This window comes from Chryseobacterium sp. SIMBA_029, from assembly GCF_046535275.1.
In the GTDB taxonomy this organism is placed as follows: Bacteria; Bacteroidota; Bacteroidia; order Flavobacteriales; family Weeksellaceae; genus Chryseobacterium.
Window position 1 is genome coordinate 555,401 of the sequence record NZ_JAWRXA010000001.1, and the last position, 13,950, is coordinate 569,350.

Annotated in this window: 16 protein-coding genes; 5 read left to right on the plus strand and 11 right to left on the minus strand. The window is 35.5% G+C overall.

The genetic code is table 11. The features are described from left to right. Positions 1-98: 98 nt before the first annotated feature. The gene (locus SB679_RS02655; protein WP_410700687.1) at positions 99-1,823 is read left to right on the plus strand and encodes an amidohydrolase; all 1,725 of its coding nucleotides are present in this window, start codon (positions 99-101) and stop codon (positions 1,821-1,823) included. Positions 1,824-1,897: 74 nt separating this feature from the next. After that, the gene (locus SB679_RS02660) at positions 1,898-2,857 is read left to right on the plus strand and encodes a transporter (protein ID WP_410700688.1); all 960 of its coding nucleotides are present in this window, start codon (positions 1,898-1,900) and stop codon (positions 2,855-2,857) included. A gap of 79 nt (positions 2,858-2,936) precedes the next feature. Here the strand turns inward: SB679_RS02660 and SB679_RS02665 are convergent, their stop codons facing one another. The 9 genes from SB679_RS02665 to pdhA form a co-directional block, all read right to left on the minus strand. Then, entirely contained in the window at positions 2,937-3,548 is a 612-nt protein-coding gene (locus tag SB679_RS02665; protein WP_410700689.1) for an inorganic pyrophosphatase, read from the minus strand. Between the two features lie 16 nt (positions 3,549-3,564). Next, positions 3,565-4,077, minus strand: a complete 513-nt coding sequence (locus tag SB679_RS02670; protein ID WP_034714541.1) for a hypothetical protein — start codon at positions 4,075-4,077, stop codon at positions 3,565-3,567. 34 nt (positions 4,078-4,111) lie between these two features. Next, the gene (locus SB679_RS02675) at positions 4,112-5,044 is read right to left on the minus strand and encodes a phytanoyl-CoA dioxygenase family protein (protein ID WP_410700690.1); all 933 of its coding nucleotides are present in this window, start codon (positions 5,042-5,044) and stop codon (positions 4,112-4,114) included. 23 nt (positions 5,045-5,067) lie between these two features. After that, positions 5,068-5,982, minus strand: coding sequence for a hypothetical protein (locus SB679_RS02680; RefSeq protein WP_410700691.1), 915 nt, complete (start codon positions 5,980-5,982; stop codon positions 5,068-5,070). Beyond that, positions 5,979-6,656 (minus strand): RadC family protein, encoded by a 678-nt coding sequence (radC, locus tag SB679_RS02685; RefSeq protein ID WP_410700692.1) that lies wholly within the window; start codon positions 6,654-6,656, stop codon positions 5,979-5,981. Before radC ends, SB679_RS02680 begins: the two co-directional genes overlap by 4 nt. A gap of 32 nt (positions 6,657-6,688) precedes the next feature. Then, on the minus strand, positions 6,689-7,267 hold the full coding sequence (locus tag SB679_RS02690; protein ID WP_410700693.1) for a murein L,D-transpeptidase catalytic domain-containing protein: 579 nt from the start codon (positions 7,265-7,267) through the stop codon (positions 6,689-6,691). A 14-nt stretch (positions 7,268-7,281) separates the two neighbouring features. Beyond that, a complete protein-coding gene (locus SB679_RS02695) occupies positions 7,282-7,950 on the minus strand; it encodes an ABC transporter ATP-binding protein (protein WP_410700694.1) in 669 nt (222 codons plus the stop codon). Positions 7,951-8,080: 130 nt separating this feature from the next. Then, entirely contained in the window at positions 8,081-9,697 is a 1,617-nt protein-coding gene (locus SB679_RS02700; RefSeq protein WP_410700695.1) for a 2-oxo acid dehydrogenase subunit E2, read from the minus strand. A gap of 116 nt (positions 9,698-9,813) precedes the next feature. Further along, positions 9,814-10,815: a pyruvate dehydrogenase (acetyl-transferring) E1 component subunit alpha gene (gene pdhA, locus SB679_RS02705; protein ID WP_317739613.1), complete on the minus strand. Its 1,002-nt coding sequence runs from the start codon at positions 10,813-10,815 to the stop codon at positions 9,814-9,816. Between the two features lie 125 nt (positions 10,816-10,940). Between pdhA and SB679_RS02710 the strand changes: the two genes are divergently transcribed. Together SB679_RS02710 and SB679_RS02715 are read left to right on the plus strand one after the other, a co-directional pair. Then, positions 10,941-11,543 carry a phosphatase PAP2 family protein gene (locus SB679_RS02710; RefSeq protein WP_410700696.1) on the plus strand — a complete coding sequence of 201 codons (603 nt, stop codon included), beginning with the start codon at positions 10,941-10,943 and terminating at the stop codon, positions 11,541-11,543. Between the two features lie 7 nt (positions 11,544-11,550). Continuing rightward, complete coding sequence (locus SB679_RS02715; RefSeq protein ID WP_317739611.1) at positions 11,551-12,036, plus strand: BlaI/MecI/CopY family transcriptional regulator; 486 nt, start codon at positions 11,551-11,553, stop codon at positions 12,034-12,036. Between the two features lie 57 nt (positions 12,037-12,093). On the opposite strand, the gene SB679_RS02720 is transcribed toward SB679_RS02715, so the two are convergent. Both SB679_RS02720 and SB679_RS02725 read right to left on the minus strand, forming a co-directional pair. Further along, positions 12,094-12,840, minus strand: coding sequence for a hypothetical protein (locus SB679_RS02720; protein ID WP_410700697.1), 747 nt, complete (start codon positions 12,838-12,840; stop codon positions 12,094-12,096). A gap of 129 nt (positions 12,841-12,969) precedes the next feature. Further along, a complete protein-coding gene (locus SB679_RS02725; protein ID WP_034714529.1) occupies positions 12,970-13,338 on the minus strand; it encodes an RNA recognition motif domain-containing protein in 369 nt (122 codons plus the stop codon). Between the two features lie 384 nt (positions 13,339-13,722). Between SB679_RS02725 and SB679_RS02730 the strand changes: the two genes are divergently transcribed. Then, entirely contained in the window at positions 13,723-13,944 is a 222-nt protein-coding gene (locus SB679_RS02730) for a helix-turn-helix domain-containing protein (protein ID WP_410700698.1), read from the plus strand. Positions 13,945-13,950: the final 6 nt, after the last annotated feature.

The window sequence follows — 13,950 nt, forward strand, 5'->3', positions numbered from 1 at the left end:
AATTAGTTTTATAAATATAACAAAATTTCCAAATGCTTTATAGAGGTGAGAATATTATATTTTATTGTATATTTATTGACACCACAAAATCACAAATCATGAAAGCATTAATTTATTTAATTCTCTCAGCATTATTCTTTAATAGCTGTCAAACCAGAATTCCCACAGAAAAAGCTGAAATCCTATATTTTGGAGGCCCCATTTTAACCATGGAAGACCAGGCACCACAAGCTGAAGCTCTTGTTATAAAAAATGGTAAGATCCTTTTTACAGGAAAAAAATCCGAGGCTGATCATTATACCGATTCTCATACGAAAATGATTGATCTTAAAGGAAATGTTTTATTACCCGGATTTATTGATGTTCATAGCCACCTTACCTCCCGCGCAGGCATGATGCAGGCGGTTGATCTTTTCCCGGAACCTTATGGGGCCGTGAATTCGATCCAGGAGCTTCAAAACACCCTGAAAAATTTCATTAAAGATTATAAAATATCCAACAATCAATCGGTTATTGGGAACGGCTATGATGATGCCATTATGAAAGAGCACAGGCATCCGACTAAAGAAGAACTGGATGCTGTCAGTACAACCAATCCTATTATTGTTATCCACACTTCAGGGCACGCAAGTGTTGCCAATACTGCTATGCTGCAACTGCTTGGGATATCTGATTCTTCAAAAGATCCTGATGGCGGACATTACGGACGTGATAAAAAAACAGGAAAACTCACCGGAAAATTAGAGGAAAATGCCAGTTTTTTAGCTCTATTAGCTCTTACTGAAAAAATGAATAAGGAAATTGCAGATCCCCAGACTTTGGCTTTAAAGAATCTTATGAAAGCTCAGGATGAATGGCTCAGCTACGGACAAACCACTATTTGTGATGGCCGAACCATGGGAGAAAGTGTTCACCTGTTAGAAAAAGCAGCTTCTGAACATCTCTTCAAAGCAGATGTAGTCTATTTTCCCGATTATGAATATTTCAAAAAAGATCTGAATACTTTTAAGCCAAAATATATGAAGTACAATAATCATCTTAAACTTGGAGGGTTCAAGTTTTCTGATGACGGTTCTCCGCAAGGAAAAACAGCCTGGCTTACCCAGCCTTATTTGGTTCCACCGGAAGGTCAGTCGGCTGATTATAAAGGCTTTCCTATTTTTACAGATGAAGTTTTATATGATGACCTGAAAACGTTGTTTCAAAATAATATTACGGCACAACTTCATGTTAACGGCGATGCTGCTATTGATCAGGCATTACGGGTGATTGAAAAACTAAAGGATGAAAAAATCTATAGACCTGAACTCAGGGTTACCCTTATTCATGTTCAAAACAGCCGTCCCGATCATATTCAGAAAATAAAAAAACTGGGGCTTATTCCTTCTTATTTTTCAACACATGCTTACTTATGGGGAGATTGGCATTATTCAAGTGTTTTCGGTCCGGAAAGAGCTTCATTTATCAGTCCTGCCCATTCTGCACTGCAAGCCGGAATCATTTTCACTATCCATCATGATGCTCCAGTAACTCCGCCAGATTTAATTACAGCCATCTATGCAGCTGTTAACCGAAAAACACGTTCGGGAATGATTTTGGGACCTAATGAAAGAATATCACCTCTTGAAGCTTTAAAAGCAATAACAATTAATGCAGCTTATCAGCTGCAAGAGGAAAAAACAAAAGGATCTATTAAAGCCGGAAAGCTTGCTGATCTTGTTATTCTTGATAAAAATCCATTAACGATAGATCCTGAACAAATCAGGAGCATTGTTGTTTTGGAAACGATAAAAGAAGGAGTCTCTGTCTACAAAAGAAAATAAACATACTTTTTTGTTGACATGAACACCAGAAATGAACCCTTAGTCTATTTATACACCACACAAAAACATACAATATGAAAAAAAAGATTACTTTATTGGCAGGGCTATTGCTGGGAACAGCTATTTCTGCCCAGGGGCATTATAACGGTTCCTCATTTAATCCCAATGATTATTTTGCACCCCATCCAGGATGGATTATTCCTGTCTGGTATGGATATGCAGATATGAATTATCATAATGCTTCGGGTAAAAAATCAGATCAGCTGATCAATCCTACTCCCGGAAATCCTACCGAGCTTACCCTTAAACAAAATGTGAAAACCCATTCTTTCATCCTTATGGCTATTTATGGCGGTAAGGGCAAAATTTTAGGAGCCAATTGGGGCATGATGATTATTCCAACCCTAAACAGTCCAACCGCCGATATTGCTTTAGATTATTATTCTAGCCAAACAGGTTCCGGAAGCTATGTTTTTACCAATAAAAGCATTGGAATCGGTGATATGTACATTCAGCCTGTATGGCTGTCCTGGACAAAAGGAAAATTCAGTTATGCTTTAAATTATGGGGTTTGGGCGCCTACCGGAAAGTACAAACCCAATGATCTGGACAATGGCGGACATGGCTATTGGTCGCATAATATCCGGATTGCAGGTAAAGTAAAGCCCACTTCTAAGACCAATATTAGCATTGCTACCACTCTGGAAATCAACCAATGGCAGAAAGATACTGATTTTAAAGAAGGCAGCCATTTCACAGTGGATGCCGGCGGATCTTATGTATTGGACACACGAGGTGATGAAATAGGAATGTTCGGGCATTACAGCACCCAGGTGAGTGACGATAAAGGTACAAACGGAGGCTTTGTCTCTGATCAGATTGCAGGAATCGGAGCCTTTGGCTCTTACTGGATCATTCCCATGAAAATTGGTCTTATGGGCAGAATTACCCAAAACTTCGCCGCTGAAAACCGATTTGCAGGAATTGCTATTCAGGTAGGTGTAAATTTTTTAATTCCTTCCGGTGGCCATTAAAATCTTATTATCAAAAAACTTAAAGACAAAAAAGACAGATGAATTTCATCTGTCTTTTTATTATCTGTATACGGGGATTTTATCCTCCGAACTTGTCTGCGTAATCTTTCTGAGATGCTTTGATTACTTTCTTAGCATGTTCTACTCCGTACACTTCCTGAATTCTGCATTTTGCAGGCTCATCCGGTAAGTTTTTGTATGTTAAGAAATAGTGCATCAATCTTTTTACTTCAGCATCTGGTAATTCAGCGATATCTCTGAAGTGTCCAAAAGCGTGATCTCCTACCATAACGGCAACGATCTTATCATCTGCTTCACCACCATCGATCATTTTGAAACCACCGATTGGAATAGCTTCCATAAACAAACCTCCTCCGTGAATATTGTGAGAACTTAAAACACAGATATCCAATGGATCATGATCTCCTGTCGTCACATCAGTTGCACCACTTTCAACAGCCAGCTTCATTACTTCATTATCACAATATGTTCTTGGAACAAAACCGTATAATGCCGGAATAATATTTGAAAATTTTTGTGGTCTGTCTACCTTTAAATATCCTGTTTCTTTATCTACTTCATATTTGATAGTATCAGAAGGAACGATTTCCACGAATACGTTAACAACATTTGGCGCATCTTCTCCTGCAGAAACTCCATGCCATGGATGTGCTTTAAAATTTGGAATCATTATTTATTTGTTATTTTTATGTTATTATTAAAATTTCTCTTCTTAAATCTTCTATCGTTGCGGCAATATAATCATCTCCATTCATATACCCCATGATAAAAACAGTCTTAAATTCCTCCAGATCAGGATTGTTATTAAGTTCTTCGTAGGTTGAATGAAGCAGATCTATGATGGCATTTTTAGAATCTACAATATTTTTCCATGAATTTTTGGTGATGTAAAGCTGTTGTGAAGAATTGTAATCAAATTCTTCATTGATCGTCTTTTCGGTTAAGAAAATAAATTCGTGTACGGCCAGCTTTTTATCAAAATTCTGGATAAGGTTGGATGGTTTCATCCGTTCCAGAAAAAGAGTCATCCTTTCGTAGGAATGTGTTTTATTTTCAGAATTTGATTTTACCGAAAGTAGCTTGATCTCCTGATTTTTAAGGGTAATATACGAATGTACAAACTGTCTCAGCAAAACCAGGAAAGGGATTGCGATAATCAATGCAAAAGCATACGGTAGATATTCTGAAAAATTTGCCATAATTTAGGTGGCAAAATTACTAATATTTTCTGAATTACAACTCAAATAAAGCAGGTCTTTGTGTTACTTCATGATAACAAACACTGTTTTCATCGAAAATGTGATATACGAGGCTTTTTCTCGTCCTGTTCTTGTCTAAATGAGGTTCTCCTCCATGTAAGATATTGGCATGCCAAATCAACAAATCTCCTTTTTTGGCTTTAAAAATTTCTTTCTTAAGTCCTAACTCTTTTACTTTATTCTCAAGAAATTCTTCGTATGCTTTATAGCTCTTTTTTCCAATCCTAAAAGCATTTCCTTCATTATCATAATCAGAATTCAAAAAATAGGGTAATTTATGGCTTTTAGGAATGTAGTGAAGAGCCCCATTATTTTCATCAACATCTTCCAAAGCAATCCACACCCCTAAAAGTCCTCCCAGAGGATAAGTGGTCATATGGATACTGTCTGAATGGGTTTTTTGCTGGCTTCCATTAATGAAATTAATACTTTGAAAAAGTTTAGCCTTTCCATCCAGCAAAACGGATAAAAAATCCAGTAGTTTTTTGTCGGCTCCAATTCTTTTGATGATTTCGGAATGATGGATGGCAAACATCAATTTTCCGCCGTACTGGAACTTCAATATGCCGTCTTTCACTAATTTATCTACTTCTTCATTGATTTTATCAGCTTCTTCAGGACGTAAAAAATTTCTGAGAACCAAATATCCATTTTCATCATAATGAAGAGTACTTTCCTGATTTTCTTTTGATAAGTTTTTAAAAAATTCTGTATCAGTGAGCTTATTTTGATCTATTTTTCTTTCAGAATCAGGAAGATGAGAAAAGTCTGAACTTGAAATGGGAGAATAATATTTTTTATCTACCTCATATTTTTTATAAAGAGGAATATTGTGCTTTAGTTTATCTTTATGGAAGTAATTATAAACAATATAGGGAAGCTTGTAATTTCTAATAAATTTTAGCATGATTGATTATTTTTGATATAAAATTACCTGTTTTTTCTGAAGTATAGCCTAATGACTTTACTGATAACATTCAGTTTTTTACTGGCAAAAATTGAAAAGTAATATACTTCTGCCCCAAATCTTTCATTAAAAGCTGCTACATTGGGAACGTTACTTCCCATAAAATCAAAATCTTTATCTGCTATGGAATGCTGCAACTCATCATCTACGATAATAGAAGGGATATTTTTATTCTCCAGTTTTCCAGCACTGATAAAAATGCTTAGGTAATTGGCATGTTCAGAACTATAGATCGCAGCAAAAGACTTTAGCTCATCTTTATAGGTCAATTGGCACGTTCTTAAAAGCTCTGCTTCAATCAGTTTTTTTATAACTTCCCAATATTTTTTCCTTAGTGATAAGCTTTTAATTCCCTTTATATTTTCAAGAAAAAAATCTTCTATCTTTTTCCCGGGAATTATATTTTTTTTAAAATCAGCATATTCTTTAATATCTGCTGTATGTCTTACATTTCTTCGCCTGTGGATATGATAGTTTTTCTTAACATTTTCATAAGTATCCTTACCAATTTTGTAGGATTTTTTCTGTTGAAGGTCAATCGGGAAGCTATTATCTTTATTAAAAGCATAATATGAAACCGCGAAATTCTTCATTAAGAACAGATAAAACTGATGATTGATTTCAATATTGTCTTCTTTGGAAAAAACTCCCAATTGGTGACAGAGAATTGGCATTTGTACAATCTTGATTCCAAAATTATTTGACCACGCAACAGGCATTACAGCTTCATAATCTCTATATACAAGTAGTCCCCAGTTTTTACCTGAAACAATGTCCAAAAATTCTTTTTGAGCAAAATCTGAAAGCTGGCATGCCTCGGACAACGTTTTTTGATACTTAAGAAAATCAATTTCATGGTATTTCAATCTTCTAATCATAATAATCCTTCATCTGAGAAACTAAAATATGAGTCCTGTGTAACAATGAGATGATCTAGCAGCTGGATACTCAATGTTTTTCCTCCTTCTTTAATTTTTTGGGTAATGCTCAGGTCTTCTTTGCTTGGTTTTAAACCTCCCGAAGGATGATTATGTGCAATGATAATTCCTGTCGAAAAATGATCCAATGCTGTTTTAAAGAGAATTCTTACATCCACGATAGATTGGCTTATACCACCATGAGTCAATTGGGAAATATGAATCACTTTATTGCTCTGGTTCAGGAAAATAGCCCAAAATTCTTCCGTTCTGAGGTCGGATAAATGGTTTTTAAGAATTGCATAGGCATCGTTACTATTTGCTATTAATGATTTTTCAGGAATTTCCTGGCTAGCCCTTCTTCTTCCAATTTCCAGTGCAACGGCAATAGAAATGGCTTTTACCTCTCCTATTCCTTTAAACTTCATAAGATCTTTTGCTGAAAGCAGGCTCAGATGATGCCAGCTGTTATTTACAGAAGTCAAAATTTTTCTGGCTAATTCTACTGCCGTTTCTTCTTTGTTTCCACTTCCCATGATGATAGCCAATAATTCGGAATCAGAAAGTGAATTCTTACCTTTCTGTAAAAATTTTTCTCTTGGCCGGTCGTCTTCTGCTAAAAATTTTATCGACATTTTCTTGAATTATAGGTTGGAAAATAGATTTTTTAATAAAAAGCATATAAAATAATAGGCAGCTTTGACTGATCTATGTATTTTGCCGTTTGGGTAAAAGCATTGGTAGAAAGCATGGGACATCCTAAACTTAAACAAGCCGGAGCTTCGCTTTCTTTATCTGGAATGCAGCTATAGGAATGAAGGATAATTGCTCGGTCCATCGCATTGTTATTGGTCGGATCCAGCCCATTCAGCCGATATGATTTGCCAAATTTCCCCACATAACTTTCCCTGATTTCATATTTCCCTAAGGAAGATTGATAGGAGCCTTCAATATTGCTAAATGCAAGTGCATTTGAATGGGGAATTACCGAACCTGAACCATGTGAAACGACTGCTTTTTGCAGAATTTTATCATTTTTTAAATCATAGACAAAATAACGGTACTTTCCTGATGGTACTTTAAAATTGATAAAAACAGCTATATCCTGATTATAATTTTTTCCTTTTAAATAATCCTTAATTTCTAAAATTTTGGTCTTAGGAATATCTAAAACAAGTATATTCTGTGACTCAACTTTAGTACAGGATATAATAAACAGGAACAGAAGGATACATTGTTTCATCATGGGTAAAGCTGTGTTTATTCAACGATCATCCCGTCTTTCATTATAAGTTTTCTATCCGTAATTTCTGCAAGATTTGGATTGTGCGTTACAATGACAAAAGTCTGGTCATATTTATCTCTTAAATCAAAAAACAGTCTGTGAAGATCATCAGCATTTTTTGAATCAAGGTTACCTGTCGGTTCATCCGCAAAGATAATTTTCGGAGAATTAATCAATGCCCTTGCCACTGCTACACGCTGTGCCTCTCCTCCTGATAACTGATTCGGTTTATGGTGAAGTCTTTGTTCAATCTTTAGATCCTCAAACAAAGCATATGCTTTTTCAATCGCTTCTTTTTCGTTGGCTCCACCTATCTTGGTAGGCAGCAATACATTTTCCATCGCAGTAAATTCCGGAAGCAGCTGGTGAAACTGAAATACAAAACCGATATTCTGGTTTCTGAATTTAGAAAGCTGTTTATCATTCATATTAATAAATGATTCTCCAGCTATTTCAAGCTCTGTTCCATATTTATTGGAATTACTGGGAAGATCCAGGGTACCCAAAATCTGTAAAAGCGTAGATTTACCAGCTCCTGATTCTCCAACAATTGAAACAACTTCTCCTGTTTTGATATGGATATCAACACCTTTTAATACTTCTAAATTCCCATAAAACTTATGGACATTTTTTGCTTTAATCATAAATCAAAAATAGTGAATATAGATGATGTATACAAAATGTTTCCAACTAAACATTTCGCATATAATTTAGTGCTGTAAAAACAAAAAACCTCTCAAAATGAGAGGTTCTAATATTCTATATACTAGATAATCACAGTAACAAAGTTAAAGGATTTTCCAGATATGTTTTTAAAGTTTGTAAGAACTGAGCTCCTGTTGCTCCATCTACTACTCTATGGTCACAAGCTAATGAAAGCTTCATGATGTTTCCAACTACAATCTGTCCATCTTTCACGATAGGCTTTTCAATAATAGCGCCTACAGATAGGATAGCTGAGTTCGGCTGATTGATGATACTTGTGAAAGTTTCAATTCCGAACATTCCCAGGTTAGAGATTGAGAATGTAGAACCTTCCATTTCATTTGCTTTAAGGCCTTTAGATTTAGCTCTTCCAGCCATATCTTTAACCGCAGCAGAGATCTGGGTATAGTTCATCTGATCTGTATTTTTAAGTACAGGGACTACCAATCCGTCAGGAATTGCTACTGCTACACCAACATTAATGTTTCCTCTGTGGATGATTTTGTCTCCAGCCCAGCTAGAGTTCACCTGTGGATGTTTTCTTAAAGCAACGGCTGTCGCTTTAATAATCATATCATTAAAAGAAATTTTAGTATCCGGTAATGAATTGATTTCTTTTCTTGCCACAATCGCTTTATCCATATTGATTTCTACCATCAGGTAGTAATGTGGAGCAGAGAATTTACTTTCAGCAAGACGTTTTGCAATGATATTTCTTACCTGAGAGTTTTGGCTTTCTGTATCCTGACCCTGAACGAAATTAACGGCAACCTGTGCTGCTGCACTTGCTGCCGGAGCAGCTGCGGTAGGAGTTGCTTGAGAAGGCTGATAGTTTTCAATATCTTTCTTCACAATTCTTCCGTTTTCACCAGAACCTTGAATTCCATGAATATCAACTCCTTTTTCCTGAGCTATTTTTTTAGCCAGAGGAGAAATTGCTACTCTGTCAGAAGATGAAGCACTTACTGCCTGAGCATCAGACTTTTCTGCTGTTTTAGCTTCAGCTTTTTGTTCAGCCGGTTTTTCTGCAGCCTGAGCCGCAGGTTTTGCAGAACCTACCGCCGAAACATCTGTTCCTGCAGGTCCTATGATAGCTAATACTGAATCTACCGGAGCACCATCACCCTCTTCAACACCTTGCTTCAATAATACTCCATTAAATTCAGATTCGAAATCCTGAACTGCTTTATCTGTTTCGATCTCAGCAAGAAGATCCCCTTCTTTTACGGTATCGCCTACATTTTTATGCCATTTTGCTACTTTACCTTCTGTCATGGTATCAGAAAGTCTTGGCATTGTAATCACTTCTACACCTGCGGGTACTTCCGCAGTTGTTTGTTCTGCACTTGGTGCATTATTTTCTGTTTTGGATTCTTCTTCAGATTTTTTTTCTTCAGAACCTCCAGCAGCCGGAGCACTTCCTCCTTTCAATGCTGAAATATCTTCTCCTTCATTACCAATGATTGCCAAAATAGAATCCACAGCAGCTGCAGCGCCTTCTTCTACACCTACGTATAAAAGAGTTCCTTCGATCTCAGACTCGAAATCCTGAACAGCTTTATCTGTTTCAATTTCAGCTAAAATATCTCCTTCTTTTACTTTATCTCCTATTTTCTTGTGCCATTTCGCCACTTTACCTTCCGTCATAGTATCGGAAAGGCGAGGCATTGTAATTACTTCTGCCATAATTTATTTAATATGATAATGAGTTAATTTGATAATGAATTAATTGGATAATCTGATAATGAAATGAACATGTTAATTAACTAATTAGCACATTACCACACTATCTCATATTATTTTTAGTTTTCTAATTTGTCTAAGAATGGGTAGTTTTCCTGAGAATATACATACTCATATACCTTCTCTGCATCTGGATACGGTGAGTTTTCCATGAATTCAATACATTCGTCAACGAAATCTCTTGATTTGTTATCCATAGCTTCCAATTCTTGTTCAGTAGCCCAGTTGTTTGCTAAAATTCTTGATTTTACCAATTCCATAGGGTCATCATTTTTATGAACAGCTACTTCTTCTTTTGATCTGTACGGTTCTGCATCAGACATAGAGTGTCCTCTGTAACGGTACGTTCTTGCTTCTATGAATGTAGGTCCATCTCCTCTTCTTGCTCTTTCAATAGCCTCATAAGCAGCTTCAGCCACTTTTTCAGGATCCATTGCATCTACTGCAAGACAAGGCATTTCATAACCTAATCCTAATTTATAGATATCTTCGTGGTTAGCAGTTCTTTTTACAGAAGTTCCCATAGCATACTGATTGTTTTCTACAACAAATACTACCGGAAGTTTCCAGTTCATTGCCATGTTAAACGTTTCATGTAAAGAACCTTGTCTTGCTGCACCATCTCCGAAGAAACAGATATTTACGGCTTTTCTGTCGAAAAATTTATCTGCAAAAGCAATACCAGCTCCTAAAGGAATTTGTCCTCCTACAATACCATGACCTCCATAGAAACGGTGTTCTTTACTGAAAATGTGCATAGAACCACCCATACCTCCAGATGTTCCTGTTGCTTTTCCGCAAAGTTCTGCCATGATTCTCTTAGGGTCTACTCCCATTGCCATTGGATGTATATGGCATCGGTAAGCAGTAATCATACTGTCCTTAGTTAAATCCATTGCATGCGTAAAACCAGCAGGTATAGCCTCCTGTCCATTATACAAATGTAAAAAACCTCTGATTTTTTGTTTTAAATAAAGAGAACGGCATTTATCTTCAAACCTTCTCCACATTGTCATATCTTCATACCACTTCAGGTATACCTCTTTAGAAAATTCTTTCATGTGTTAGCTCTTGCTTATTTATTATGAAATAGTTGAGCAAAATTATAAAAAAAACTTCGTTTTTATTGTATACATACCAATTGTTTTTTTGGTTATAGTGTTATATTTGAATTTTAAACTTAAACATGGAAGAAAAACACCCTTCAATCATACATAAAATTTCAAAAATCATCTCCGACTTTTTTAATCCGTTGACTTCTTTATTTATATTTTTCGCTTATATGAGCGTTCAGAAATACTCCTTGAAAGATTCCCTGGTCTATTTTCTGCCTATATTATTGATCGTTATTGTTCCTGTTATAGTCTGGCTGATTTGGAATGTGAAAACCGGAAGATATACCAATATGGATGTTTCCAACCGTATTCAGAGAAAGACCTTGTACCTGTTTATTGCCGCTTGTGTTATCGGTTACATTACTTTTAATTATATCAAAAATGGATACATTGATTTTGTGATGCTGTTTATATTAATTTTACTCTTTGCCTTACAGATCAGCAATTTTTTTATTAAAAGTTCCATGCATACTGCGTTTAATGTATTCGTAGCTGCCCTCTTTTTTGCCCTAGACTGGAAAATGGGACTTATCTGGCTAGGTATTGCAGCCTTAGTAGGAATTACCCGGATTATTTTAAAAAGACATACCGTAAAAGAAGTATTTATGGGCGCCGGAATAGCTTTTCTGGTATCTTTTATCTATCTTTATTGCAATATACAATTTCAACATTAAGAACTATATGAAAATTAATCATCTTACCGCAGCGGAAGAAAATTTTATGAAGCTGTTTTGGAAGCTGGATTCCTTTTATTTAAAGGACATTATGGAGCAGCATCCCGAACCGAAACCACACCAGAACACCGTATCTACCTATCTGAAAATACTTGTTGAAAAAGGTTATTTATCCACTGAGAAAGAAGGAAGAATCTTTAAATATACCGTCATTGTTCCCTTTCAGGAATACAGAAAATTTTTATTGAGAGAACTTTCCCACAATTTTTTCGACAACTCGGGTAAAGAGATTCTGACTTTTTTAATCAATGAGAAATTAATTTCCCAGGATGATTTAAAAAGCTATTTTGACCTCAAAATTGAAGTAAAGCCTGTAAAAGCAAAAGCTCCTAAGCTGGAAATTGCCGAAGAAATTCTAAATCCGAAAAAGGATAAAAAGCCTAAAGAAGTCAAAGAGAAAAAAGAAAAGAAGAAGAAAAAGAAGAAAGAATAACAATATAAAAAAAGCATTACGTTCTGTAATGCTTTTGTATTTTATAGTAAGCTTAAATTATTGCTGACTGTTTGAGCTCCAAATTGCAGATGAATATCTGTCATAAATTACCAAATTTCCATCATTTTGAACGGTAAGTTTTGTAGCACCTCTATTAACAGTGTTTGAACTCCATAATGCTCTGTTGTAAGAATCATACACAACAAGATTACCATCGTTCTGGAATTCTGCTCTACTTCCTTTATTATCTGTTCTGCTGCTCCATATAGGATCACCATTACTTCTGCATAAAACAAGGTTTCCGTCACGTTGGAATGTAATGTAAAATCTTCCATCAGAAGAGAAAACTTTATTTCCTCTGTTGAATTGATATCCGGTATTTACAGAACCGCTTCTGGAAGATGAACCGTTATTGCTGTAAGGACTGCTTTTTGAAGACCATAACGGGTTTGAACCGCTATAGATTACCAAATTACCATCATCCTGAACGGTTAATTTATCACCTCTTCTTCCACTGGTATTGGTGCTGAACACCACGTTGTTTCCGGATCCATATACTACCAAATTTCCGTCATCCTGGAATACTGCCCTAGAACCTTTGTTTGAGGTACGGGAATCCCATAATGAACTTCCTGATCTGTCGCTGAAGACTAAGTTTCCGTCATTTTGAAAAGTAACATAATATTGTCTGTTACTTGCCCAATATTTTCTGTTTTGCTCTAAATTCTGGCCTGTATAAATATTCTGTGCAAACAAAAACACTCCGCCAAATACTGCAAATATTGCTAATAAAAGTTTTCTCATTGTAATTCAATTTAACAATTAAAATTATTCCTAAAAGTATGCCAAAATACAGTACATTTTTAACATTTCTTACAAGTCAATGAAATATAACTACATAAAAAAAGCGGCTTAAAAGCCGCTTCATATTTTCTACCAACGATTTCCACCGCCGTTTCCACGGTTGTTACCGTAACCTCCGCCACCGTTGTTGCCACCACGGTTGTTTCCATAACTTCCACCTCCACTTCTGTTGTTGTCGAAGCTTCTTCTTGGTTTTTCTTCTCTTGGCTTAGCCTCAGAAACGTTAAGTGTCTTACCGTTGAATTCTTTTTCGTTAAGAGCTTCAATAGCTTGTTTTCCTTCTTCATCACCCATTTCTACAAAACCAAATCCTCTGGAACGACCAGTCTCTCTGTCTGTAACGATTTTAGCTGATGATACGTCTCCAAATTCTGCGAATAGATCATGCAACTCATATTCTTTAGTTGCGTAATTGATGTTTGAAACAAAAATGTTCATTTTGAATAAAATTAAAAAATTAATAAAAATTTGGTATATAAAAGAAAAGCAACATAAATTAATGAACAAATATTGATTCCAAATATAAACGTATGCAAGATACAATTAAAAATATCAAATCAAAATATTTTTTTTAAGTATTTACGACCTTTTAAACTCTTATTAAATGATTAAATTGGAAAAAAATAAATATTAATCGTTTATCAGTAAATATTTACTGATATTTGTAAAATAATTAAGAAAAATTTAACATGCAAATATACTCCCAACACCTCCTGAACATAGCCAATACTCATCCCGGATTATATTTACAGAGCTTAGTATTCGGCCTTCCGCTTTCCAGTTCTCTTATTTTTCAAAGAAAAACCCACTAACTTATCAATTATGCCAATTATAGTAAATCTGGATGTGATCATGGCAAAAAGAAAAATGTCACTGAACCAACTCTCCGAAAAAGTGGATCTTACCCTTTCCAATCTTTCCGTATTGAAAACAGGGAAAGCAAAAGCGGTTCGTTTCAGTACGCTTGAAGCTATATGTAAAGCTTTAGACTGCCAACCTGGTGATATCTTAGAATATAAAAAAGAAGAGGCCAACAATCTGTAAAGAGAT

Excerpts from the sequence above, each read along its gene's own strand:
- SB679_RS02655 (WP_410700687.1), top strand. The coding sequence starts at position 99 with ATGAAAGCATTAATTTATTTAATTCTCTCAGCATTATTCTTTAATAGC.
- SB679_RS02660 (WP_410700688.1), top strand. The coding sequence starts at position 1,898 with ATGAAAAAAAAGATTACTTTATTGGCAGGGCTATTGCTGGGAACAGCT.
- SB679_RS02665 (WP_410700689.1), bottom strand. The coding sequence starts at position 3,548 with ATGATTCCAAATTTTAAAGCACATCCATGGCATGGAGTTTCTGCAGGA.
- SB679_RS02670 (WP_034714541.1), bottom strand. The coding sequence starts at position 4,077 with ATGGCAAATTTTTCAGAATATCTACCGTATGCTTTTGCATTGATTATC.
- SB679_RS02675 (WP_410700690.1), bottom strand. The coding sequence starts at position 5,044 with ATGCTAAAATTTATTAGAAATTACAAGCTTCCCTATATTGTTTATAAT.
- SB679_RS02680 (WP_410700691.1), bottom strand. The coding sequence starts at position 5,982 with ATGATTAGAAGATTGAAATACCATGAAATTGATTTTCTTAAGTATCAA.
- radC (WP_410700692.1), bottom strand. The coding sequence starts at position 6,656 with ATGTCGATAAAATTTTTAGCAGAAGACGACCGGCCAAGAGAAAAATTT.
- SB679_RS02690 (WP_410700693.1), bottom strand. The coding sequence starts at position 7,267 with ATGATGAAACAATGTATCCTTCTGTTCCTGTTTATTATATCCTGTACT.
- SB679_RS02695 (WP_410700694.1), bottom strand. The coding sequence starts at position 7,950 with ATGATTAAAGCAAAAAATGTCCATAAGTTTTATGGGAATTTAGAAGTA.
- SB679_RS02700 (WP_410700695.1), bottom strand. The coding sequence starts at position 9,697 with ATGGCAGAAGTAATTACAATGCCTCGCCTTTCCGATACTATGACGGAA.
- pdhA (WP_317739613.1), bottom strand. The coding sequence starts at position 10,815 with ATGAAAGAATTTTCTAAAGAGGTATACCTGAAGTGGTATGAAGATATG.
- SB679_RS02710 (WP_410700696.1), top strand. The coding sequence starts at position 10,941 with ATGGAAGAAAAACACCCTTCAATCATACATAAAATTTCAAAAATCATC.
- SB679_RS02715 (WP_317739611.1), top strand. The coding sequence starts at position 11,551 with ATGAAAATTAATCATCTTACCGCAGCGGAAGAAAATTTTATGAAGCTG.
- SB679_RS02720 (WP_410700697.1), bottom strand. The coding sequence starts at position 12,840 with ATGAGAAAACTTTTATTAGCAATATTTGCAGTATTTGGCGGAGTGTTT.
- SB679_RS02725 (WP_034714529.1), bottom strand. The coding sequence starts at position 13,338 with ATGAACATTTTTGTTTCAAACATCAATTACGCAACTAAAGAATATGAG.
- SB679_RS02730 (WP_410700698.1), top strand. The coding sequence starts at position 13,723 with ATGCCAATTATAGTAAATCTGGATGTGATCATGGCAAAAAGAAAAATG.